This is a genomic window from Chitinophaga sancti (assembly GCF_034087045.1).
In the GTDB taxonomy this organism is placed as follows: domain Bacteria; phylum Bacteroidota; class Bacteroidia; order Chitinophagales; family Chitinophagaceae; genus Chitinophaga; species Chitinophaga sancti_B.
This window is the reverse complement of sequence record NZ_CP139247.1, coordinates 4,394,598-4,420,664: the sequence shown is the minus strand read 5'-3', so window position 1 is coordinate 4,420,664 and position 26,067 is coordinate 4,394,598. Positions and strand designations below refer to the sequence as shown.

General features: G+C 45.8%; 17 protein-coding genes. 2 read left to right on the top strand and 15 right to left on the bottom strand.

The window, feature by feature from the left end; translation table 11 throughout:
• Positions 1-70: 70 nt before the first annotated feature.
• From SIO70_RS18035 to SIO70_RS18015, 5 genes are all read right to left on the bottom strand, one after another.
• Entirely contained in the window at positions 71-1,321 is a 1,251-nt protein-coding gene (locus tag SIO70_RS18035) for an efflux RND transporter periplasmic adaptor subunit (protein ID WP_320572933.1), read from the bottom strand.
• Between the two features lie 22 nt (positions 1,322-1,343).
• Positions 1,344-2,660: a TolC family protein gene (locus SIO70_RS18030; protein ID WP_320572931.1), complete on the bottom strand. Its 1,317-nt coding sequence runs from the start codon at positions 2,658-2,660 to the stop codon at positions 1,344-1,346.
• Positions 2,661-2,794: 134 nt separating this feature from the next.
• Positions 2,795-4,753 carry an alpha-L-arabinofuranosidase C-terminal domain-containing protein gene (locus tag SIO70_RS18025; protein WP_320572929.1) on the bottom strand — a complete coding sequence of 653 codons (1,959 nt, stop codon included), beginning with the start codon at positions 4,751-4,753 and terminating at the stop codon, positions 2,795-2,797.
• 127 nt (positions 4,754-4,880) lie between these two features.
• Positions 4,881-6,329 (bottom strand): RagB/SusD family nutrient uptake outer membrane protein, encoded by a 1,449-nt coding sequence (locus tag SIO70_RS18020; RefSeq protein WP_320572927.1) that lies wholly within the window; start codon positions 6,327-6,329, stop codon positions 4,881-4,883.
• Positions 6,330-6,350: 21 nt separating this feature from the next.
• Positions 6,351-9,422, bottom strand: a complete 3,072-nt coding sequence (locus SIO70_RS18015) for a TonB-dependent receptor (protein ID WP_320572925.1) — start codon at positions 9,420-9,422, stop codon at positions 6,351-6,353.
• Positions 9,423-9,923: 501 nt separating this feature from the next.
• On the opposite strand from SIO70_RS18015, the gene SIO70_RS18010 reads away from it, so the two are divergent.
• Positions 9,924-10,625, top strand: coding sequence for a hypothetical protein (locus SIO70_RS18010; RefSeq protein WP_320572923.1), 702 nt, complete (start codon positions 9,924-9,926; stop codon positions 10,623-10,625).
• A 205-nt stretch (positions 10,626-10,830) separates the two neighbouring features.
• Here the strand turns inward: SIO70_RS18010 and SIO70_RS18005 are convergent, their stop codons facing one another.
• The 9 genes from SIO70_RS18005 to SIO70_RS17965 all read right to left on the bottom strand — a co-directional run bounded on the left by SIO70_RS18005 (position 10,831) and on the right by SIO70_RS17965 (position 21,113).
• Positions 10,831-11,355, bottom strand: a complete 525-nt coding sequence (locus SIO70_RS18005; RefSeq protein ID WP_320572921.1) for a hypothetical protein — start codon at positions 11,353-11,355, stop codon at positions 10,831-10,833.
• Positions 11,356-11,406: 51 nt separating this feature from the next.
• Positions 11,407-11,895 (bottom strand): hypothetical protein, encoded by a 489-nt coding sequence (locus tag SIO70_RS18000; RefSeq protein WP_320572920.1) that lies wholly within the window; start codon positions 11,893-11,895, stop codon positions 11,407-11,409.
• Positions 11,896-12,196: 301 nt separating this feature from the next.
• Entirely contained in the window at positions 12,197-12,562 is a 366-nt protein-coding gene (locus SIO70_RS17995) for a hypothetical protein (RefSeq protein ID WP_320572918.1), read from the bottom strand.
• Between the two features lie 80 nt (positions 12,563-12,642).
• Entirely contained in the window at positions 12,643-14,079 is a 1,437-nt protein-coding gene (locus SIO70_RS17990; RefSeq protein WP_320572916.1) for a RagB/SusD family nutrient uptake outer membrane protein, read from the bottom strand.
• A 17-nt stretch (positions 14,080-14,096) separates the two neighbouring features.
• Positions 14,097-17,255, bottom strand: a complete 3,159-nt coding sequence (locus tag SIO70_RS17985) for a SusC/RagA family TonB-linked outer membrane protein (protein ID WP_320572915.1) — start codon at positions 17,253-17,255, stop codon at positions 14,097-14,099.
• Between the two features lie 96 nt (positions 17,256-17,351).
• Positions 17,352-17,921, bottom strand: coding sequence for a TlpA disulfide reductase family protein (locus SIO70_RS17980; RefSeq protein ID WP_320572913.1), 570 nt, complete (start codon positions 17,919-17,921; stop codon positions 17,352-17,354).
• Between the two features lie 199 nt (positions 17,922-18,120).
• Positions 18,121-18,324: a heavy metal transport/detoxification protein gene (locus tag SIO70_RS17975; protein WP_320572911.1), complete on the bottom strand. Its 204-nt coding sequence runs from the start codon at positions 18,322-18,324 to the stop codon at positions 18,121-18,123.
• A 5-nt stretch (positions 18,325-18,329) separates the two neighbouring features.
• Positions 18,330-20,483: a heavy metal translocating P-type ATPase gene (locus tag SIO70_RS17970; RefSeq protein WP_320572909.1), complete on the bottom strand. Its 2,154-nt coding sequence runs from the start codon at positions 20,481-20,483 to the stop codon at positions 18,330-18,332.
• A 66-nt stretch (positions 20,484-20,549) separates the two neighbouring features.
• Entirely contained in the window at positions 20,550-21,113 is a 564-nt protein-coding gene (locus tag SIO70_RS17965) for an AraC family transcriptional regulator (protein ID WP_320572907.1), read from the bottom strand.
• 175 nt (positions 21,114-21,288) lie between these two features.
• Between SIO70_RS17965 and SIO70_RS17960 the strand changes: the two genes are divergently transcribed.
• Entirely contained in the window at positions 21,289-22,113 is an 825-nt protein-coding gene (locus tag SIO70_RS17960) for a hypothetical protein (RefSeq protein ID WP_320572905.1), read from the top strand.
• Here SIO70_RS17960 and SIO70_RS17955 read toward each other — a convergent pair.
• Positions 22,097-25,972, bottom strand: a complete 3,876-nt coding sequence (locus SIO70_RS17955; protein WP_320572903.1) for a PAS domain S-box protein — start codon at positions 25,970-25,972, stop codon at positions 22,097-22,099. The genes SIO70_RS17960 and SIO70_RS17955 overlap by 17 nt on opposite strands.
• Positions 25,973-26,067: the final 95 nt, after the last annotated feature.

The window sequence follows — 26,067 nt, the reverse complement described above, 5'->3', positions numbered from 1 at the left end:
GACGAAAAAAACGCCTGCAAATGAATCGAAAAAAACAATCATCAACCGCTTGTTAATGAAAGATATCAGATCATCGTTTTCTCCGCTGCGGCATAAATGGACTACTACCAGACCCTGAAGTCTTTGCCCCCTTACTTGCTGCCACCTGTGTCATCGCCGTTATCACATCATCTTCTTCTGTCAGCCCTGAAATCACCTCTGCATGCGTATTATCATTCAACCCAATGATCACCTTTCTTTGCACCAACGAATCTCCCTGTCTCACCCACACATAAGTAGCCGTTACTTTCGACGTATCCGCATGCTGCCTCCTTACCGTATCCTGCTCCCCTCCCGTCACCGGTTTTGATGACTTATGCTTCTCCGCTGCCGCAGGCGCTATACTCACCACTGTAAACTGCTTTGACATCGCTGAATCCGGCTTAAACATCAACGCCTTTGCAGGCACCAGTAACGCATGATTCTTCTCTGCCGTATAAATGGTTACCGTCGCTGTCATACCCGGCTTCAATTTCATATCTTCATTTGGTGCACTGATAATCGTGGTATATGTCACCACATTTGAAGACACCGAAGGTTTCAACCGTATCTCCTCTACCTTGCCGGAAAATTCATCCTCCAGGAACGCATCTACCGTAAAGGATACACGCTGACTATCTTTTACATTACCGATATCCGCCTCATCTACATTGGCCTGCACCTGCATCTTCGTAATATCTTTCGCTAATACAAACAAGGTTGGCGTGCTAAAACTTGCTGCTACTGTCTGTCCTACACTCACTGAACGGCTCAGAACAACCCCGTCAATCGGTGAATAAATTTCTGTAAAGTACAAGTTCCGCTGCGCTGTCGCCAACGATGCCCGGGCACTTTCCACACCTGCTTTCGCCGCCTGGTAAAGGTACTTCGCATTGTCATAGTCAGCCTTGCTCACCGCACCAACATTATATAGTTGTTCTTCTCTTTTGAACTGTGCTTCTTCATAGACCAGCTGACTCTGCGAACTGGCCAGGTTACCTTTGGTCCGATCCACCTCTGCCTGCAACAATACCTTATCCAGCTCAGCGATCAATTGGCCTTTCTTCACCTGCGAATTAAAGTCTGCATATATGTACTTGAGCGTACCAGATACCTGCGTACCTACTGTAACCGTATCTACCGGCTGCACATATCCCGTCGCTGTGACGCTTGTATAGATATGACCGTATTGGGGCTTTTCCGTTTCAATCATCACCAGTTTCTCTTTCTTTCTAAAAAAGAAAAACCATACGGCTAATACAGCCACCACGACCAATATAATTATAAGGACCTTTTTATTCATCCTATATCAGTTTATACAAATTTTACAATGTAACAGGTACTCCCCTGTAGAAATCATAGATTCTGATATACAGCGCGGAACTATACTTAGCCTGTATATAAGACTGTAACGCCTGTACATAGAGATTTTTCTGCACCAGCACTTCCGTTGTATTGGTAGCGCCGATCTTCAATTGCTCATTCGCTATGCGGTAGGCTTCCTGTGTATACCGCAATTGCTCTACAGCCGCATCATATTGTGACTGGGCATTGAGCACATTGATATAAGCCTGCTCTACGTCGTAAGACAAGGTAGTACGTGTATTCTGCAACGTGAGTTCCGCCTGCCCCACTTCCAGTTTTGCCAGTGCTTCATTTACCTTATTCGTCCGCCTGCTGAAGATGGGCACGGAGAGCGTCACCCCTATTTGCTGGTAGAAATTATTGTCCATCTGCCGCATGAATGAATAGTAACTGTTATCTGTATAACTGGTCCCTATCCCTGCTCCTGCTGACAATGTAGGCAGGTAACCGGAACGGGCTTTCAGTACCCCTATTTTAGCCGATTCCACACTCAGCTCACTACTTTTCACTTCAGGACGATTATCCAATGCTGTTTTCCTTGCTTCTGACAAAGTGGTCAACACAGGATTAGACATAATTGTATCCGGTTCCACCACGGTAAAACCCGTATCCGGTGGCAATTGCAATATTTGCTTTAGCGTCAGCATATTTTGACGGTGGGTATTCTCCGCCGCCACCAGGGTATATTTATCATTGGCTAATTGCGCCTGCAACTGAATAAGGTCCTTCAGTGCCACCGTACCCGCATCGTAGAACTGCTGTTCTTGTTTTACCTGGGCTTCCGACGTAGCTACTACATCCCTGACATACACAATGTTCTCCTTTGCCAGCAGTATATTCAGGTAGGCCTCAGTTATGCTCAGGGTAATATCATTTACTGAAGCCGCCAGGTCCAGACCAGCCACCTGCACCAGCAACTGCTTTTGCTTAATATCATTTCTGAGATACCCACCATTGTATAAGGTAACGGAAGCACTGGCCGACGTAGAGCCCGAGGTAGTCACCCGGGATCTGAGGTCGCCATTCGTGTCAGTCACCTTGGAATAGGTCACGGAAGGTGCAAGGGAAGCAGATACGCCGGGTAATACTGCCGACCGGGATAATAAGAGGTCCTGTTCAGAAATACTGCGGTTCAGGCGTAAGCTATTCAGTGTGATATTATGCGTTTTTGCATAATCCAGGCAGTTCTGGAGGCTCCACCGTGGAAGAGAGTCCTGTGCCTGTATAGGAGCACACTTACAAACAAAGAAACAAAAGAATATGAGTTTGTTGAACATAAAAGAACATTTCAAGACAGATACTCATCCGTTACTAATTTAACTAAAAAACGTGCCATGCTGTTCAATAAATATACAAAAGCCCATTTTTCTACCACCGGCAGAAAAATGGGCTGAATGGGAAGAGTATTTTATTACTTGTATGGGATCACAAAAACGTTCACAGAGGCCGGTTGCAGGGTTACGCTGGCACTGTTTTTTGTAACAGTCAGCTTTTGCTGCAATGGAGCTACCTGTAACGGTTGGTCCAAAGTATTGATAGCCAGTTTGTCCGTAGCGGTAAGGATCTGTTGTACAGCAGCCTCTTTGGTAGTCGTAGCACCATCCAGCCGGATCTTATAAGGACGGGCAGCTGTGGAAGCATTTACCACTTTCAGCAACAGCTGGTGTTTGGTTGCGTCAATGGTAGCACTGGCGTAAATGCTGTCCTGCCCAGTGAGGACCTTCCCATTTTCTGTAACAGGAACGGTGTTTGTGCCTTTGTAGTTGGCAAATAGCTTCTGTACGTAGTAATTTGGCGTACCTACAGATCGCAGGTTGTCAAACCAGATCAGGTCAGGGCGCCACTGCCATGCGTCCACGTGAGCCAGCAGCGGTGCGTACGAAGCCATGTTCACCACATCCGCATTTCTTTCCAGGCCGGTCATAAATGCGGCTTCGGCCAGGGCACTCCCCCAGGTATTGCGGCTTTCAGGCTGATCTTTCTCCTTATCCCTGATGTGGGCTGCATATTCCCCTGCAAAGATATGGGGCGCTTTACGATCGTAATTATCGTAGCGGGAAGCATTATGCAGGAACCAGTCAGGCGCCATATAATAATGTTCGTCTACCAGGTCGGCTTTGGAACCTTTCAGCTGGGACCACGCATAGTGAAAGCGCTCATCGTCAGGTGACGGACCTGTGCCGGATACCAGTTTGATCTCAGGGTGTTTGGTCTTCAGCACGGTTTCCCACATTTTATAACGGGCTATGTACTGGCTATCCCATTGTTCATTGCCCACCCCGATCATTTTCAGGTTAAAAGGTTTGGGATGCCCCATATCGGCCCTTAGTTTTCCCCACTTTGTATCGGTGCCGGCATTGGCAAATTCGATCAGGTCAAGGGCATCCTGGATATAAGCAGGCACATCTTCATCTGCCGCCACTTCGCCGGTATTGAACTGGCAGGCCATGCCGCAGTTCAGAATAGGCAGTGGCTCGGCGCCGATGTCCTCAGAAAGCTGGAAGTATTCAAAGAACCCAAGCCCATAGCTTTGATAGTAATCACCCGGAGCACGGTACGGGAATTCTGTATTCCAGCGGTTCACGATCAGGGTACGGTCTTCGATGGGTCCTACCGTCTTTTTCCATTGGTAACGGTTCACCAGGTCCTTACCTTCCACGATACAGCCACCGGGGAAACGGACAAAACCAGGATGGAGGTCAACCAGCAGTTGTACGAGATCTGTACGGAGACCACCAGGACGCTGTTTCCAGGTATTAGCCGGGAAGAGGGAGAACATATCCGCATCTACGGTACCATTGCCTTCAAAGAAGACCTGCAGCCCGCCTTTGGCCACGGTTTCACCAGCAGTGATGCTGGTAGTGTACCTTTTCCAGTCTTTGCCGGGAGTGCCTACGGTAGCAGTGCCAATAGGGGTTCCTTTATCGTTGAGGAGGACTACCTTAATTGTAAGATTGCCGGTGGTATTACCAGCCAGCACAGAGAAGTTGTACGTTTCTCCTTTTTTGAAACCCATGCCACGGAAACCTTCGTTGAAAAGGCCGAAATTGCCAGCAGCAGTAATGTGAACATAGCGTGGATTGGCCGCATTTTCAGGGGCACGGTTTACGATCAGGACTTTGCCGTTACTGGCTTCTTTGATCACTTTCCATCCCTGTAAAGGCTGGGCAAATTCAAACGAGCGGTTTTTGACCAGTTCAGCATAAATGCCGCCATCTGCCGAAAAGTTAATGTCTTCGAAAAAGATTCCCCACATGGTGGGTTGAACAGTGTGTTGCGGTGTGTTTACTTTGACGGTAAGCGTCTGAGCCACGGAAATTGTTCCGGACAATAATAGCGCTGTAAGACAGCGATGAAGTTTGTATCGCATAACCAGGAATTATTCAGAAGCCCAATATAGGTTTTAAAAAGGAATTTTTGTGTGTGCTTTTGACAATTATTTTCAATGCCCCAAAAGAGGGTGTATCACAAGTTAGATACACCCTCTTTTTACATTATTAAAAATTTGAATTCTGTACCAACACACCGTTACTCTTATCAATCTCTGATTGTGGTAATGGGAAATAGTAATTCTTAGGCCTTGTAAATGTACGCGCCGCCTGAATCACAGCTCCTGAAGACGTTAACTTAGGTTGATTGTAAATAGTCGTGATGTCAATGATACCCGCCTTGTCCCAACGCATCAGATCCTGGTGACGTTCATTCTCTCCACATAGCTCTACCCTTCTCTCATGCATTAACGCCGTCATACCTGCATTGGATACGTTTGTTAAACCTACCCGGCTACGAATCGCATTGATCTCCGCATCACCTGCACCAGTGCCGGTCTGACGGATCTTTGCTTCTGCCACACACAAATAAATGTCAGATGTACGCATCAAAGGATATTTGAATGAATAATTCAAACCACCTGTGCTGGTCCATGCGCAGAACTTGCTATAATGATAACCGGTTGATGACAAAGATGCGGTATAGGTGGCATTACCTGTACCAATATTTATCACATCTCCCGGCTTCATAATACATACATCTATACGTGGATCACCAGCCTCAAATTCATCCAGTAATCCCTGCACGGGCTCAAAGAAATCCCATCCGCCCCATGCACGTGGTGCATGATAAGTGATGAAGTCAGAATAACCCCATCCATCCAGTGTCTGTACGTTAAACAACATCTCACTGTTATTGCTGGTAGCAGGTGTAAAGTTCGCCGCATAGGTAGACTGCAGGGCGTAATTTGAATTTGTGATCACGCTGTCACCATACAAAATAGTATTTGCAAAATCATTCTCATAGAGATATAGTTTTGCCAGTAAACCCCATGCCGTACCTTTGCTCACACGACCCGCCTGCGATGCATCGTAACTCTCAGGCAATAAGATCGCCGCTGCTTTCAGGTCTGCTTCGATCTGTGCATGCACTTCGTCGATGGTAGATTTTGCTTTATTGTAAGTACCGTTTTTGATATCTTCTTCCATGATCATAGGTACATCACCATAGATCAAAGCAAGGCGCCAGTAAGCGTATGCACGGAAGAAATGCGCCTCACCCAAACAACGGTTTTTGATATCCGTATCAATACTGGTAATATCTGGAATATACAGCAGGGCACTGTTTGATCTGTTCAGCATTTCGTACTTCCACTTCCAGGGCGCTTTCACAGCAGCATTGGAGGCATCGTATGTAAAGGCTTCGAGGTCTGCCAGTTCAGGGTGATCCCCTGCACGATACTGGTCGTCTGAACAGTTGTCATATACAAACTCACCAAAGCCCGTAAAGTCTTCTTCCAGTAAAATATTATAGATACCAGTGATGCCATCCACTGCGTCAGATTGATTGCGCCAGTAGTTGGCCGTTGTATAGCTACCTTTTTTCTCTACATCCAATTCCTTGTTACAGGCAAAGAACGCAGGTACACACAGCAGCAGATATTTCATTCGTTTCATTGCTTAATTCGTTTTGCTTGTTTAGAAATTCATGGTTGCACCAAAAGTGAATACACGTGCCTGTGGGTAAGTCGCCACATCTACACCGCGCATCAGGTTACCATCTCCACCTGAAGCGGAAGCATAACCCAGCTCAGGATTCAGTCCTTTGTATTTGGTGATCATGAACACATTCTGACCAGTAGCATAGATCCTGATATCAGAGATACCTGATTTGCCCCATACATGGGAAGGGATCGTATAGCCAAGGGTAACATTTCTCAGGGAGAAATAATTACCACTTTCTACGAAACGGTCTGAAGTACGTGCGTTCTGATTGGCATCTACGAGAGACATACGTGGCATACTGTTGCTGGTACCCTCACCATGCCAGCGGCCCATTGCTTCTGCATACATGTTGTATGAGTAGGTCGGATCCAACCCTTGCATTCTGTCAGCATTATATAGTTTCACACCTGCTACGCCTGCAAAGTTCGCGCTCAGATCAAAGCCCTTAAATTCAATACCAGCTTGTATGCCGTAAGTCATACGTGGGTTAGGATCACCCAGGTTAGTACGGTCATTTTCATCTATTTTTCCATCACCGTTCATGTCTACGAAACGTACATCACCGGGTTTGATATCGGCCCTGTTATTATCATTCGCCACATTCGCATCGTTGTCAATAGCTGCCTGGTTCTGATAGATACCATTCGTCTTCCAGCCATAAAAGGAAGCAATCGGCTGTCCTTCGTAGGTACGGGAAATTTCCTGTGCCTGACGGCCATAAGGTGTAGAGGTGATATAGGTACCGGAGTACAGACGGGTCACGCGGTTCTTAATGAAGGATGCATTCACCCCTACATTATAATGTACTGCCTGTTTGCCACCACGGTAGCTTAGTTCAATTTCCCATCCTTTGTTGCTCATCTGACCAATGTTCTGATCAGGAATTGTACTTGTACCATGTACATCCAGTTCAGGATAAGGTACCAGCATGTCGCGGGTTTTCTTGTTGAACCAGGTCACAGTAGCATTCAGCGCGTTTTTAAAGAAGCCCATTTCGGCACTGATGTTGGTCATCTCTGCTTTTTCCCAGGTAATGTTAGGGTTGGCAAGAGAACTGTTCCAGATACCTGTTGTGGCATTGCCACCGAAGGAGTATTTACGGTCCTTGGTTACGATCGCGAGGTATTGGTAGTCGGTTACGTTCTGGTTACCCAGCTGTCCCCAGCCACCGGTGACTTTCAGGTTGCTCATGAAGCCGACGTTGTCTTTGAAGAAAGTTTCATCGCTCACGCGCCAACCCAGTGAAAAGGCCGGGAAGTACCCCCAGCGCTGGTCTTTCGGGAAACGGCTGGAACCATCCGCACGGAAAGTACCGGTGAAGAGGTATTTACCTTTATAACCATAGAATGCACGCAGGAAGCCGGAGGCAATGGCGCTTTCCGGATTGTAGTTACCGGAAGCATTGTATACTGTGGTACCGTTGTCAAGTACACGCTGATCCGCAGATTCGTCGGTATAACCCCAGCGCTCTGCACGGAAGTAGTTGCCCTGTGATTTTTGAATAGAGTAACCACCAGTCAGGGTTACCTGGTGAACGTTATTGAAAGTCTTGTTGTACGTCAGGAAGGCTTCGCCCAATGCGGTACCATTGGATTCGGTACGTTGCCACAGGTCTGCATTTGCGCTCACGCGGGTCTGATCGAGTATGGCAGGGGTGAAGCTATATTGTTGATAGATGCTGCCATCGTAACCGCCGTTCACACGTAAGGAGAGGCCATCTATTATCTGTACTTCACCATAAACGCTGGCAAGTACACGGTAGGTCTTGCTCCAGGCATCAATATTTTCAACAGTGAATACAGGGTTGTTAATGTCACCCAGCTCATTGCTGGCCTTCGCTGTACCATAGCTACCATCGTCATTTCTTACAGGAATAGCAGGGTTAAAGCGAAGTGCGCTAAAGATCAGGCCTGTTTGTGAAGAATACGTATCAAAGCCTTTGGCATTGCGGTAAGTAAGCTGAAGGTTCTCTCCTACTTTCACACGACTACCGAGTTTATGTTCGGAGTTAATACGGAAACTATAGCGCTTGAAGAAGGTATTTTCGATCATCCCTTTTTCATCGTAATAACCAGCGCTGAACAGGTAGTTGGAAACAGCGCTACCGCCACGCAGGTTCACATCTGCATTCGTGGTGGAACCGGTGCCGATCAGTGCTCTTTGCCAGTCGGTACGCTGTACCGCATAGTAAGGATCCTGCCAAAGGGAGTTGATGGCCACACCATCGTTGGTATACCGTTCCTGCTTCAGCTGTACGAGTTCAGGAGCGGTGAGTAATGGAATATAACGGCGTGCGTTGGAAGTACCTTTATAAACATTCACGGTAGCATGGGTTTTCTCGCCATAGCCACCTCTCTTCGTGGTGATGATCACCACACCGTTTGCAGCGCGGGTACCATAAATAGCGGAGCTGGAAGCGTCTTTCAGGATTTCCATAGAGGCGATGTCGTTCGGACTCACATCGCTCATGCCGGTAGCGGGCACACCATCTATAATAATAAGGGGTTCCGCATTGTTGATAGTACCTGTACCACGGATACGAATATTCGGTTCAGTACCTGGGGAACCATCGGAACGCACAATGTCTACACCAGGTACTTTACCCTGTATAGCCTGTGCCGCATCGCTGACAGGCAGGTTTTTGATATCGGAGCCTTTGATGGACGATATTGTACCTGTTACATCGCGACGGTTTTGTGTACCATAACCTACTACAACTACTTCACCCAGGCCCTTGGAGGTGGATTGCAGTGATACAGCAAGTGTGGTCTGGGTGCCGATAGCGATTGTTTGCTGGGTATATCCCATAAACGAGAAGGTCAGACTTTTTGCGGATTCAGGGACCTGCAAAGAGAAGTGGCCTTTGGCATCCGTGATGGTGCCGGATGTGGTGCCTGGCACGGTGATGTTTACACCAGGGAGGCCACTGCTATCGCTGGCATCTTTGACCATCCCGGAGATGGTGCGCTGTGCGAGTGCCGCCGTCGTTAGCAGGCATGAAATGAATAGAAGGAAGCATAGCTTGCCCAATGGTTTGTACCTCATAGCAAAGAAAGTAGTTGGATTTTGGAAAAACGTAATTATAATATCAAGGAAGCTTACACACTGTTCGCTGGCATTACATTCAAGTGGTGTACATTAATAATAGGAATACTTTTTTACGATGTCACATTCACAGATATAATAGTAAAAGTAGACTTTCTTAACAAGATATTATGATATTAATTTAACGAGTTTAAAAAAAAATTAGCTAGTAAACATGCTTCCTTTTTAAGCTTACTATTCCCAGTATGAAAACGTATACCCGGTCTTGTTACTTCATATCTACAGTTTCCCCGCAGTGCCGACTTACTTTTTTTAGTAAAGTTTAATGGGGTAAGAAAAACTACTCAAATAAGAAAAAGATACAAACATCTATTTTCCAATTAGTTATATAAAGTTTAATTGCCTTTAACATTTTCTTAGAAGATTCTTGCACCGTTTTGGTTACTTACTCATCAACCATCATTTATTGATTTTTTATTAACCAATTAAAATTGAAAAACCATGAAGAAGCAATTAATCCGTTTCGGCCTTATGGCAGGTTTTGGCGCTTTTGTTCTGGCCAATGTGAATGCAAAGAATGTTATGTCTAACAGCGGTAACGCGGCCGACACCATTATGTCAGCAGACACTGCGAGCTATTTCAAAGCAGATACTGCCAGCTTTGCGAGAGACACTGCTAACTTCAGCACCGACACAGCCAGCTATGTAAGAGACACTGCGATGGCGAATGACACAGCTAATTTGTTTAAAGCAGACACTGCGACCTTTTTCAAAGCGGATACCGCTATGATGGGTGACACAGCGAACCTGTTCAAAGCTGATACTGCTGCGAATTTCCGCGACACCGCATCTTTCTTCAAGGCTGATACTGCGCTGATGAAAAACACAACTTTCAGCTTCAAAGCTGATACTGCCAACTTCCGTGACACTGCGGCTTTTGCCAAAGCAGACACTGCTTTCGGTAAAGACACCCTGGCTACTGCAATGATGAAAGACACTGCCAGCTTCACGCTGAAAGGTGACACTACCAGTGCTAAAGCAGACACTGCCGCATTTGCACACAGACTGGATACAGCGATGTCTGTAAAAGACACAGCTGCATTTAAATCAGTAGGTGATACTTCATCTGCCAAAGCCGATACTACAGGCAAGCAAGTTGCTGATACTACTGCAAAAAAGCATAAGAAACAACCTAAACAGTAGCAGTACAGTGAACATGCCGGTACATTATTATTGACCGGAAAGATTTTTCTATTCAAACGGAAACCTTAAAGCCTCCTGAAAATTCAGGGGGCTTCCTTTTTGGGGGAAATTGGCCTGTGGCAGCAAAGAAGAAGATAACTACCATAAAAAAAGCCCCCGGATACTTCCGGAGGCCCCTATAAATAAATAACAAACTGCCTGAATACTAGAAATTATAACCAGCTTTCAGACCAAAGAAACCTACATGGTCTCCATCCTTAAACCAGCTCTCATATTTCGCCTCCACATCAAGACCGAGGAAACGAATACCCACTCCTGGCGCAAAAAGAGCAGCAGTACCATCATAGTCACCTACGTAAGTAGCAGTACCACCTTCTACCTTTACATACAGTAATGGGATAGAGAATTTATACTTTACCCCTACTCTTACCGGAAAAGCCTGCAGCGCAGAATATTTGCCTACCGGACCGTCAACTGCACTATAGTCAAAAGACTTACCGGAAAAACGCATGTAACCAGCAGAACCAGTTACACCCAAACCAGCAATCAGCTTGATGTCTGCATTCAGACCACCACCCCATCCAGCATTGTGGGTGTCTTTGAAGTCACCTGTAGGAACACCTGTTTCTACATAGGGGCCAATGCTGAATCTCTTTAACTGTGCCTGGGACTGGGTACCAATCACACAAAAGAGTGCCAGTAATAATGAATTTTGAATGGTTTTTATCATACGGATATTTTAAAATTCTCACAAATGTAAGTAATTCATAGTAAATTAATGTCAGAAGGAATACGCGGCTTTTACCCCTATTATGCTATTCGTATCCTCCCATATCCAGGTCTCATACTTCGCCTCTACATCCAATGATTTTAGATGAACACCTAATCCCGGGGTGAGAATGGCCTTCGTGCCATGACCAATAGCCGTGGCAGTTCCTGTTTCTACTTTGATGTACACTGCCGGCATGGGTAGTTTATATGCTACTCCTAAACGAACCGGAATGACCTGGTAGTCTGTAACGGTTGAATTTTTCTGCGTACTGTTCCCTTTAAAACACACATATCCTGCAGATGCCGTAAAACTCCACCCGGTCAATAATTTTACATTCATGCCAACACCGGCCCCTGTGCCAACTTTCGAAGCTGCAGGCAGTTTCCCCTGGTTGATAAGGGCTTCTACATAAGGGCCGTAAGACAATTTCTTAGACTGCCCCAAAGCGGAAGCAGTAATAAAAAACAGGACGGCAAAAAAGTAAAATAGCTGTTTCATAGTTTATCATGATGAAATCCCGCATCTGCCTAAGCTGATATAGGAATGACCTGAGATCTGGCTGTCGTTATGTTTTTACATACGGACCCAAACTGATTAACTTTGATTGTCCCACGGTTGTCCCGCTTACAAATAGTAAGCAAACAAATAAACGTGTTTTTCATAATTGGGCATATTAAGGCAATGCTGCAAACTGCTCTATGGGTAGTCAGTTGCCGGGAATCAGGAAAAATAGCAAACCGGGTTTGCACATAAATAGATATTTACATGAGTTAAAACGTAACTCCTTAAAAAAAAGTTACTACTGAGGCAAAACTTTGTACACGGTATCTTTTGGAGGAATACTATCTTTCCTGGCTTCGGGAGGTAACTGGTTCGTGGCTGAAGGAAGTGTGGCGCCACCTACGGCTTCATTCTGGGCGCCCGCAGGCAATCCCATTTTTATCATATCCTTTCTCTCCTTGTTGCTGAATAAATACTGGGGATGTTTTTCTTTGCGCATACCATCCTCAAAACGGTACTCTGCACCGAGACGTGGGGGTTCGTAGTTTCCACCACGGCTTGAGGCACAGCCAGTGCCCAAAAACACAAAACCTGCCAATAAACTAAAAGATATTAGGATATTGGCAGGCTGTTTAAATTTCTTCCAGGTAGATCTTCTAAGCATGATCCTGGGTTTACTGTCCGATTATGAAACGCATTTCGTTCGTTATTATTGTAGAATAGCAAATACAGGGCCAAACTTTATTAATAAAGCTTATTTGTTGTCAACTCATTATTGGGTGCCGGGAAAATGTAATTGGAAGCAGTTGGTGCAACCGCATTTGCCTGCAGACTGCTGCTACCCTTTGCAGGGATCGTTTGTAGGTTTCTCAGCAGATCACCTGATCTGAAACCTTCGCCCAACAATTCAATCCTTCTCTCGATGGCGATAGTAGATACCAGTGCGGAAGCGGTCGCTATATCCGCATCTGCAAATGTATAGCCCGCATCACTACGTGCATGCACCGCCTTCAGCAGATTTGCAGCCAGTGTAAGATTGCCTGTCTGTGCCGCAGCTTCTGCATAATTCAGCATAACCTCTGAATAACGGATTACCGGAATGTAATCGATATATGGAGATGCCTTTGCATATTTCTTGAGGTAATACAAACTGGAAGCTACACGCAACAGACTTCTTCGATTATCGCTGCTACCCCATTGTGCATTGCCTAAAATGCCATCCGGGTTCAGGTAGTACTCTGAGTTGGCATTATAAATATAACCAATGGCAGACTGGCCTGAATACGAATCAGAAGATGTCATCGGCATAGAGAAGATGGACTCGGTTGTCGTATAAGTCGTACCGAACAATGTTGTGATATCGGACTGCAATGCATGCTTTACACCATAACTGGTAGTACTGAACGGAGCAGTCGTCTGTGGAACAATCTTCGCAGCTTCTTCTACCACTTTCGCAAAATTATTCATCGTCAGGTACACCCTTGTCTTCAGGGCGATCGCAGTACTCTTATGTGCACGGGTAGTATTCAGCAGATCTGAGGAATAACTGTCAGGCAGATTCGCTTCTGCTGAATCCAGGTCTGATAAGATCTGGGTATACACTTCTGCTACTGTGCTGCGTGCCAGGTCATTATTGCTACCATCGGTTTCTGCCTGCAGGCGCAGTGGCAAACCTTTGGATGCACCCTGATCGGAATTGTAAGGCGTAGCATACACTGTTACCAGACTAAAATAGCACAATGCACGGATGTACTTCGCTTCTGCTGTATATTGCGCATTCAGCGTGTCAGAGATCACACCGGTACTGGTAGCCAGCCCCGCGATGATGATATTCGCATCATTAATGGCAGTATACGCCTGTGACCAAAGGTTATTGATATCGTTGGAACCGGAATTGTAGCTGTTGTTCCAGCTCTCATACGCCGTGTATGAATTCGCTGTTACATTGATGAACTCCTCTCCTCTAACATCACAGTACAGCAGGTAGCGGCCACCGTATAAAGAGGCGCCTTTCACTGCATCGTACGCTCCATTCACCAGACCCAGGATACGGGAAGCAGAACCAAATGAATTTGCGTCACTGATGGATGTTGAAGGCACGGTATCCAGCAATTCTTTTTCACTGCAGGAGGAGAAAGCCAGTATCACACCCAAAGCTATATATTGATATATTTTTTTCATTTTCCTGATTGTTTACATTAAAAACCTACGTTAATACCCACTGTGAAAGTTCTTCCCTGACCCACTGCGTTCTTCTCAATACCCGGTGTGGTATTGGAGTTACCATTGCTGCTTGATTCAGGATCTGTACCTGTATAACCAGTGAGTAGCAACAGGTTGTTGCCGGAAGCATATATACGTGCACTGCTGATTCCAGAAGTGCCAAATACACGGCCCGGTACACGGTAACCCAGCGTCAGACTTTGCAGACGGAGGAAATCACCTTTCTCTACGTTCGCTGAAATCGGGTAAGAAGAACCATTGGAGATCTGGTCATTGTATACCAGACGAGGGATGTCGGTTTTCTGACCTACAGTCGTCCAGCGTTTGGAGATGTCTGTATAGTTGTTGTAAAAACGCTGATCTCTCAGGGTAGCTTTGGTACCGTTCATTACATAGTTACCACCTGCGTAAGTCAGGTTGATACCCAGATCAAAATTCTTGTATCGGAAAGTGTTACTCAGACCACCATACCATTTTGGCAATGCATTGCCCAGCAGGTAGTAGTCGCTCGCAGAGATCGCAGTAGCCGTAGTACCATCCAGGTAAGTCCAGTTACTCTCGCCGGAAACGACCGTAGAACTGTACTGCACTTTCTCACCTGCTTTGTTGATGAAGATACGACGCCCGTTCTCAGGATTCACACCAGCTGTCCTGGCACCATACAGGCTACCAACAGAGTACCCTACACGCGTTACGTTACTTGCTTCGGAAGAAGTGTGAGTGTAACCGATGATGTCTGAGTTACCTGTTGCCAGGGCTGTTACTTTATTCTTAATGTGTGTATAGTTAAAGCTCGCATCCCAGCTGAAGTTCTCCTTGCGGATCACGCTGGCTGTTACGCCCAGTTCCCATCCACGGTTATACATGGAACCTACGTTCATGAGGATGGCATTGTCAGGAATACCTTTGGATGCAGATTGAGGTGCACTCAGGATCAGACCATTTACATCGTTGTTGAACCAGGTACCTTCTACCTGGATCCTGTTATTCAGCAGCCCCAGATCCAGACCGAGGTTAGTTTGTTTACTGGTTTCCCACGACAGATCAGGGTTACCGGCCTGACTCAGGTACCAGGTAGCGGCACTACCGTACAGCGAAGCACTGTACAGGCTCTGGCTGGCGTAGTCGTTGGTCACGTTACCATTACCTACACGACCCCAGCTGGCACGCAGTTTCACATTGTTTACAATATTTTCGATGTGCAGGTTTTTGAAGAATCCTTCTTCTGATAACAGCCAGCCCGCGCTCACACCACCGAAGTTACCAAACTTGCTGTTGGCTCCCAGAGCAGAGTTACCATCGCGACGGAAGTTGGCAGTCAGGAAGTACTTGTTACTAAAGTCGTAAGTCACACGGGAGAAGTAAGAGATAAAAGCTTTTTCACTCTTGCTGTTTCCGCTTGCCGTAACGGTACTGTAACTACCTTCGTAGTTGGTAAAGAAATTGTCTGCTGCTACAGTGGCATAAGCCCCCCAGGAAGTAGTTTCAAATTTCTGTACATCGTAACCCAATAAGGCAGTTACGTGGTGCTTACGGTATTTGTTATTGAAACCCAACGTGCTCGCCCAGTCCCAGTTATTACGGAGTGCACTCACATTGGTAGCAGAACCACCTACAGAATAACCGGAAGATCCCAGTTGAGAACTTAACCACGTATTATTTTCAGTTCTCAGCCTGTCCATCGCATACGTAGTATTCAGTTCAAAGTGATACGGCAACTTAATGGTTGCACCTACATTTCCTGTAAAGCGATCGTTCTCTGTCGTATAGCTACTCAGGTCGAACAATGCTTTTGCATTCCACAGGGTGTTGGTCACCAGGTTGTTGCCCATACCTAACGTACCTGTTGAGCTCAGGTTGTAACTACCGTCGGCATTGTACACAGACACATTGGGTGCCAGTGCAGTGGCAAGACGTGCAGCACCGATGAGCAAGAAGGTACTATTAGGCAGGGAACCTGTGTTCTGAGATTGGTTGAATGACGTATTGTATGCACCACCAGCTTTGATCTTGAACCATTTGGTTACTTCATGGTCAACATTGAAACGAAGTGACTTACGTTTGAATTCGTTATCTACCACAAAACCTTGTTGGTTAGAATAGTTGGCGGATAAATAATAATTAGTTGTTTTGTTACCACCAGATACGCTGATGTTATGGTTCTGAGAATAGGCTGTGCGGTAGATATAATCGTACCAGTTAGTATTCACCAGAGAACCGTCTGCATTATAGCTAGGGAAGAACAATTCGGAAGCTACGCTGCTATTGTTTTCATTACCACCCAATACTTTCGCATTGTATACTGCTTCGTTCTTGTATTTCATATAACCGGTCGCATCCAGCAGTTTAGGCAGGCGGGCTGCTTTTGTTAAGCTACCCCATGCATCGTATACTACTTTGGCTTTTCCTTCCTTACCTCTTTTGGTAGTGATAAGGAGCACACCGCCAGCAGCACGGGAACCATAGATGGAGGTAGATGCTGCATCTTTCAGTACATCGATAGACTCGATGTCTGCAGGATCGATATCACTCAGCGGGTTGTTAGGTACAGAAGTACTGGTAGAGATGTTGCCGGTATTAACAGCAATCCCATCGATCACCACCAGCGGATAAGAGCTGAGAGAGATAGAGTTCACACCACGGATACGGATCACAGGCGGGTTATTCAGCACACCGTTTGGTGATGCGATGCTTACACCTGCCGCCCGACCGGAGAGGGCCTGGTCAAAGCTCTGCACAGGTGCATCTTTCACGAGTGCACCGGAAATGCGTGCAGCAGCACCGGTAAATTCTCTTTTTGTCTGTGTACCATAACCTACTACCACCACTTCATTCAGACCGCTGGCGGTAGATTCCAGTTTGGCATTGACAGTATTTCCACTGATGGGTAAAATTATTTTCTGGTAACCAATGTAGGTGAATTCCAGCGAAGTGACACCTTCAGGTATTTCGATAGAAAAGTTACCCTGACCATCGGTTTGAACGCCGATAGATTTTCCGGTTGTTTTTACAGATACGCCGGGGATAGGGGAATCGTTGTCCTTCGCTGTAACTTTACCGGTAATGCGGCGTGACTGTGCAGCTGCACCCAGGTAAAGGGATAGCAGCAGCAATGCGCTTACGATTTGTTTCATTGTTTCTTTGCTTGATAGGAGGTAATAAAGTCCTGAGCACACAGTGTTCGCCCTGTGTACTGGTTGGTTGAATTAATAAATAAAATGTTGAGAAGCTTAGTGGCTTAATTGTTCATTGATTACAGACAGCATGGCTGCAAACTCTTTTTCATCATACAATCTTGTTAAGTATATTATTTTTCCTGTTCTGTCAATGACGATATTCCTTGTCACGCCTGCATTTTTGTCGGCATAGCGGCGGAAGATAGCTGCGCCGGGATCGAGCGCCAGCGGGTAGGAGATGCTCATGTCTTCATGAAACTTCGACACCTTTTCCAAAGGTTCATCCCTGTCCACGCCTATTAATACAAAGTCTTTATTTTTATTAGCCTGCCATACTTCTGATTCCAGGTGGGGCATCTCTTTGCGGCATACACTACACCAGCTGGCAGTGAATTGAAGTACCACTACTTTACCACGCAATTCTTTGAGCGTAGTTTTTTTACCATCGGTTAATACCAATTCAAAATCATCAGGAGCATGATCGCCTACTTTAACAAGGTACCCTCTGCTGTCGGCGGCAGGATTCTCATATTTTACTTCTTTGGTTGGTGTAGGTGCAGCTGTCTGAGCAAACCCTGCTAAGGCAATACCTAATACCGCGCTGCATAACAATATTTTTTTCATTGTACTTTGTTTACTGGTTAAGCGATCAGTTACTACAGTATAGAGGAGGTTAAGGTTACAACTTCACGGGGACAAAGATAATCAAATACTCTACAAAACAAGTAGGGTTATAAAATATTTGTTAAATTTTCATGCGGGCATAAAAAGAAAGCCGCTCCTACCTTTGGCAGAAGCGGCTTTCCATAAAAACCCGTTTTTATTAAATCTCGCTGGCTTTGTATCCTGCAGCTTCTATCTGCCTGATTACATCAGCTGCAGACAATCCTTTATTATCATCAACTGTTAGTATTTTATCAGGAGTAGTCGTATCTACTTTCCATGCATCTTTAGCTGGTGATGCATCTAAATAAGGTGTTACTTTGGCCACACACGCATCGCATTTAATATTTGTCTTGAATTTCATAGTATTTATAATTTAATCCATTTTAATCTTAAACTGTTACTGACTACCGAAACAGAACTTAAAGCCATGGCAGCACCTGCGATCATAGGGTTTAATAAAAACCCGTTTACGGGATACAGGATGCCGGCAGCCAGGGGAATTCCAATAACATTGTAAATAAAGGCCCAGAAGAGGTTTTGCCTGATAGTACGCACTGTAAGCTTAGACAAAGCCAAAGCCTTCGGAATAGCCTTTAAATCGGCTGTAATGAGGGTCATCTTCGCCACATCCATCGCAATATCTGAACCCTTCCCCATCGCGATACTGACATCTGCCTGTGCCAGCGCCTGACTGTCATTGATCCCATCTCCTGCCATGGCCACTATCTTCCCTTGCGACTGCAAGGATTTTACAAACGCAGCTTTATCTGCCGGTAGCATACCTGCTTTGTAATGTTCAATGCCTACTGACTGAGCCACAGCTGCTGCTGTTTTTTCATTATCACCAGTGAGCATGTAGACAGTGATGCCTTGTTGTTTTAACTGAGCGATCGCAGGTGCGGAAGTTGGTTTTATTTTATCAGTGATATGGATATAGCCTGCGATTTTATTATCCTCTGCCATGACAATAGTCGCACTGCTATCTGTTTTTACACCATGCGCATTCAACAACGCTGCATTTCCTGCCAGGTACCGGTGGCCATTATATGCAGCCACAATACCTTTACCGGTAATACTTTCTATTTGCGAAAGTTGCACAGGCTGGATATTATCTTCCTGCAACTGATGCACGACTGCCAGTGCCAACGGATGCTCAGATTGCAACTCCATCGCTAATAATACAGGCAGCAATGCCGCCTCAATACTTATACTTTCTACCGTAGGTTTCCCTTCTGTAATCGTCCCGGTTTTATCCAGCAACAATACATTTGTCTTATATCCTTTTTCCAGGCTCTCTGCATCCCTGATGAGTATATTATTATCCGCACCACGACCAATTCCTACCATAATCGCTGTAGGCGTCGCCAATCCTAATGCGCAAGGGCATGCAATGACCAATACTGTTACTGCTGCCAATAATCCATGTGTAAAATCACCCGCCACCATCCAGATACCAAACGTTACCACGGCTATACCAATCACCACTGGTACAAAGATCCCCGCAATCTTATCCACCAACTGCTGCACGGGTGCTTTACTACCCTGTGCTTCCTGCACCATGCGAATGATCTGTGCTAATACGGTATCCGCTCCTACTTTTTCAGCTTTGAACTGAAAACTACCCTGCTGATTGATAGTGCCTGCAAATACCTGCCTGCCTTTCTCTTTCAATACAGGTACTGGTTCTCCACTGATCATACTTTCATCTACATAAGACCCACCTTCTACTACTACACCATCTACAGGAATACGATTACCGGGTTTCACCAGTATGATATCATTTACCTGCACGGCTTCCAGCGGTACTTCAACCTGCTCATTGTGTCTCATCACAAACACTGTCTTAGGTTGTAAGCCCATCAGTTTTTTTAATGCAGAAGAAGTATTTGATTTCGCTTTTTCTTCCAGTAATTTTCCCAGTGATACAAATGCGATCACCACTGCCGCTGCTTCGAAATACACATGCGCATGCAATCCTCTGGCCATCCAGAAGTGTGGATTGATTGTATTAAATACACTAAAGATCCAGGCGATTCCTGTACTCAGCGCGACCAATGTATCCATATTGGATTTCCCATGCCGGGCCTGTTTCCAGGCATTCACAAAGAAACCTTTTCCAAGCCAGAATACCACCGGCGCAGACAATACACACATGATCCAGTTAGCATAAGGAATATCCATAAAGAACATGCCGATCACCACTACTGGCAACGATAATAGGATCGCAATAATAGTACGGGTCTTCAAAGCCTGGTAATGACTTTGTTGTGCCTGCTGTTGTATTTCTTCCCTGTTATGGGTTTCAATGACGAGGTCGTATCCTACACTACGAAGGGAGTTGCGCATGGTTTCAGGAGTTGCCTGATCAGCGTCATAGGTCACGAGGGCTGTCTGGTTGGCGTAGTTGACGATTGCCTCCTGCACCCCGGGTACGGATTGCAACATGGAAGTAACGCTTGCTGCACAGGCAGCACAACTCATTTCCAGAACGGGAAAGGTTTCTTTTATTAAGTGTCCCATGGTACAAAGCTACCAAGGGCAAAGGGATGGGCTGTTATATGATCAGGTATAAAATGTATATAATTATTACACCTGATCCAGTGGTTTGCGGCTGTTCTCTTTCAGCTGGCGGTAGGCGCTGGGCGTCATACCCGTGATTTTCTTAAACTGCTGACTCAGGTGCTGTACGCTACTATAACCCAGACTATCAGCGATTTCACTCAGGTTCATCTCGTCGTATTGCACCAGTTCTTTCACTCTTTCAATACGTTGGAGGATCACGTACTTTTCTATTGTCAGTCCTTCACTTGAACTAAAGGCGGTGGACAGGTAATGGTAATCTACCCCGATGCTATCCTGCAGAAATACAGACAGTTTGGTATTTAAGGTATCATTATCCTTGCCATGAATCAGGTTGATGATAGTGGTTTTGATCTTCTCTACCAGCGCATCCTTTTTATCGTCCAGCAGTTCAAAACCCAGTTCTTTCAGGTTACTACCCAGTACCTTCAGTTGCTCCGGCGCAGGCGCCTCCCTGATGCTCACTTCTCCGAGCGAGATAGTATTGAAGGGGATGTGCAGTTTTTCCAGTTCCTGGCTCACCACCATAATACAGCGGTTACAAACCATATTTTTTATAAACAAATGCATATGGCAAAGTTATGCTATCTTAATAATAGGTACAAACAACCTATATCCTTTAAAACAGAATAACGGGATGCCTCGTCAAATGAAGACAACCCTGCACCACACACTGCGGTCTCCCTTCAAAAATAAAAAGAACCCGAAATTGATTACCTTTGCGCCGGTCTTACAAAACATCATCATGCGAAAGTATTTACCATTTCTGCTCATCAGCCTCCTGTGCAGTTGTGCAGAAAATGCGAAAAAGCCCTTACCTGATGCAGACAGCTCCCTTACCGTACACGAACAGTCTGCCAGTTCCACGTCCAGTCCTCTTCCAGATAAAATTATCGCGGAAAGGACCAATGGCACCGTCACCCTTTTAGATACCATCGACGGAAAGCCCCTCGTATCCCTGAATGACAACGTCCTGCTGGACGCCACCATGCCTAAGAACGGCTGGTCGGAAACCAGCATAGAAATCGCTGTCAATGCCGCTCAGGAAAAGAGTATGATCATCAAAAAAGGTCAGATTCTCACCCTTGCAGGCAAAGTAGTCGGCAAAGCACTGGATGACCTTCACCTGGTCACCACCGGCGAAAATATGCAAGGTGAACTGACAGGGTTTTTCTTTGGTTATGTTCAGAAGAAAGATATCAAACCGGGTTCTGTGATCGAAACAGCACTCGCAGATTACCTGCGTACACACACTGGCAGATTGCTGCCTGATATGCAGCCGTTTATCAAACAGTTCCAGCTGGAAAACACAGGTATAAATGCACCATTCCTTGAATATCAGAACTATGATAATTCCGTGGATGATCCGTCTCCACTGTATAGGATTGTACTGGTGTTTTATAAAAACAGCTTAATCGGCGCCGTTGCTGCCAGACCACTCCAACTGGCCAATACACAGTCGCAACCACTGGAAAGAGGTTTCACCGCATACTTCTTCAATGATACTGATCAAAAAGTAAAAGAGGAATATGTGAAGCTGTTCAATAACTTCATTACGAGTGTAGACTAAGCGCCGTATCAATACAATTTTGTATCAGCCGGATCGCCTTACTGATCTTTCCTTTGGCTTCTATCACCAATTCCTGTAAGGCCTCCGGCTGTATATTTTTCAAACCTTCAATCTGCTCCGCCAGCAATGCCAGATCCATCAACCCCACTGTCACTGCCACCCCACGTAATTTATGCCCCCAGGCATTTAAAGTAAGCACATTTTCGCCTGTCAAAACACTGTCAAACTCCGCCATCAGCTTATTGAATTCCCTCACTGTCAGTGATAGGATATCTTTCATAAACGCCGGATCATCATCACCCAGGTACGTTTTCAAATATTCAATATCTAATACCTCCGCTTTATCTCCCAGCTCTTCCGGCTCCTGTGGATTATCCAGCCGCAACCATTTATTGAACATCGCCACCATGGTATTTTCTATAAATGGTTTTGCCATAAAATCGTCCATTCCCGCTTCTATACATTTCTCCCGCTCACCCATGATATTGCCTGCTGTCAGCGCAATAATAGGCACCCTAAAACCAGGATAATCCGTGCGAATCAGTTTGCTGGCTTCATAACCATTCATCTCCGGCATCTGGATGTCCATGAGAATAATATCCGGCATGATATGACTTAAAATTGCCAATGCTTCTTTACCATTATTTGCTTCATGGATCACAGCTGCGGGCGCGATGCGATGAATAATAGTCGTGGCGAGAAACATATTGATCGGGTTATCTTCTACCACGAGCACATTAAAACCTTCGCCCCTCGCACTCTGTGAGGTATTTTCAGTCGTAACAGGTATGATCATTTCTTTCTTGAATAAACGGGACAGGGCGTTGTACATCTCCTGCATTTTAATAGGTTTTACAAGACGCTGTTGTACCTGCAGGCGTTCACAGGCTTTGATGATCCTTTCATCATCCGAGGAACTATGCAGTAAGATTATTTTCTGCCGGGGATCGGCATCGATATTTTTCCTGATCTTTTCTATGGTCTCAATTCCATCCATAAAAGGCATGTGATAATCCATGAGCACTACGTCGATATAATTTTTCTTTGAGAGGATCTCCAGCGCTTCAAAACCATTTTTTGCTTCTACAAAACTGATCCCTTTCAGGAAAAGCATTTCTCTCAGGATCACACGGTTGTTGTCATTGTCATCTACGATCAATACATTTTTGACCATGTCGATGTTCTCCCAGTGAATGCGTTCACCATCTTCTGTTTTTACAGAGATGTCAAAGAAGAAACGGCTCCCCTTACCTGGTTCACTTTCCAGCTGAAGGGTACTACCCATCAATGCGAGTAACTTGTTCGAGATGGTAAGCCCCAACCCCGTACCCCCATATTTTTTTGTGGTGGACACATCTTCCTGTAAGAACGCTTCAAATATCTTATGCGCCTTCTCTGGCCGGATACCAATACCCGTATCGCGTACTTCAAAACGGAAAAGGTCATCCCTGTCCAGTTGCGTCACTTTCAGCTCGATCTCACCCTCAGGAGTAAATTTCACGGCATTCCCCATCAGGTTCACAAGTATCTGTTTCAGGCGTACTTCATCTATGTACACAAAACGGGGCAGATTGGAGGAGACATTCAGTAACAGCTCCAACCCTTTGTTCTGCGCCTGGTAACTGATAATATCACTCGCCTGACTACAGAATTCATAGAGATCACATTTATTAATATCCAGTTCCAGTTTGCCCGCCTCGATCTTCGAGAAGTCGAGGATATCATTGATAATGCTTAAAAGGGCATTTGCAGACTGATTTACGATCGATAAGTATTGGTTCTGAGATTCCGTAAGGTGCGTCTTTAAAACAAGGTCTGTGAAGCCGATAACGCCATTTAACGGAGTCCTGATTTCATGGCTCATATTTGCCAGAAATTCTGACTTTGCTATATTCGCCTGTTCGGCCAGTATTTTTGCCTGTTTATATTCTTCCTGCTGCAGATAAGCTTCGGTAATATCCTGGGTGAACATCATAATACCGCCAATTTTGCCATCGTACTGAAACCAGGGTCTTACTTCCCAACGCAGGTACTGATCATGGTTCCAGCCTTCAGGGCGCCATACGTCCTTTTCTTCCCTGAGTACTTCGCCTGACTGTGCACTGGCATGGATCTCTTTCCAGCGGTCTGATATATTGGGGAATACCTCGTAGTGAGAGATACCCAGTACGGACTGCCCCTGTATCCGGAATTCCTCCAGCCAGCGACGACTCACGGCAATGTACCGCATTTCCTTGTCGAACATGGCCACTGCCGCTGGAGCGTGTTCCACAAAGGTTGAGAGCCGCAATTTCTGGGTTTTGAGTTCTATCTCCGCGAGTTTCATTTCAGTGATGTCCTGCAGGATGCCAAAGAGTCGCTTGCATTGACCGTTTTCAAACTGTGCACTGCCGCGGCTGCGTACCCATCGGTCATTACCTTTTTCGGTTACGATTTCAAGTTCCAGGTTGAAAGAATTGCCCGTGGCAATGGTCTCTGCCAGTGCTGCCTGCATACGCTGGCGGTTTTCGCCCTCTTTGTAAAAACGCATGCCATTGGAAAACTGGGCAGGTTCATCCGGGGTTACTTCCAGTATTTCGCGGGTTACGTCAGACCAGAAAACTTTTCCATTATGCATGTCTATTTCCCAGGCGCCAATACGTGCTACTTTGTTCGTACGTTCCAGCATTTCGGTGGAGCGCTTCAGGTCCTTTTCCAGCTGGTAATGGATAGTAATGTCCGCCGCGTTAGAGATGACGTAATGGTCTACCAGTACGTTATTGTAATGAATTATAATGCGTGTACCGTCTTTCTTCAGCACTTTCATCAACCCGTTTAGTTTGCCTGATTTTTTGATCTGGTCCAGGTATGCATGCACCTCATGGTGCAGTTCCTTTGGTGCGATATCGAACAGACTGGCACCCACCAGTTCATCGAGGGTATACCCCAATCCTGCTGCACCGGCTTCGTTGACGGTAAGGAAATAGCCCTTCAAATCATGGGTGCACATGAGTTCGGGGGAGTTTTCGAAGAAAGTGCGGAAGTTACGTTCACTTTCCCTGAGCAGCTGTTCCTTTCTGCGTTCTTCGGTGATGTCATGGCCTATGCTAAAAATATCCTGGGTGTCGGGTTCGGCGGTGGCCATCCACGAGATGGTACGCCATTCACCTGATTTGGTTCGGAGGCGGTTCTCGAAAGCGATAGCAGATTTACCGGCGATCGTGTTGCTGCTTTCGGCCAGGGAGGCTGGCAGGTCATCGGGATGGATCATATCCAGGATGTTCTGTTGCAGCATTTCTTCTGGTGAATAACCGAAGATGTGGGTGTAGGCAAGGTTGACCTTTTTGAACTTACCGGAGGAGGTAGTGATACCTACAAGGTTGTCCGAGAGAAGAAAGAGTTTTTCTAAATAATAGACCTCTTCTTTCTGACGGCGGTTCAGGATGAGGGTCATAATTTCGTTCGCCATGAGTTCCAGTGCATGGCGCTGGCTCTCCTGCAATTGACGAGGTTGTTCGTCCATGACACAAAGAGCCCCGAGAATGATGCCTTTGGGATCGCGAATGGGGTAGCCGGAGAAAAAGCGGAAGAAGTTGCCTTCGCCAATGTCAGGCTTTTCTACATAGCTGTTGGTGCGGAGGACCTCTTCTGTGAAGGACCATTCGCGGGTAACTTCTCTGAAATTTAGTCCGATAGCTGATTTAAGCCATTGGCGGTCCTGATCGGGGAAGGAGATGCAGGCCGTAGAGGTATTGCAGATGAGGGCAGCGAGGGTGGTAAGCCGGTCGAATTCCTCTTCAGGATGAGAGTCAAGAATGTGATAGCCAGCCAGTGTATTCAATCTTTCGGCTTCGCGCTGGGTATTACTGGTTGCTTTCATATAATTTGGAACAATGAGATAAGATAAGTATTATATAACACAGAATTCTTAAAACTGTTCAAATTTTAACACCCAAAAAAAGACTTTTGCCTAAG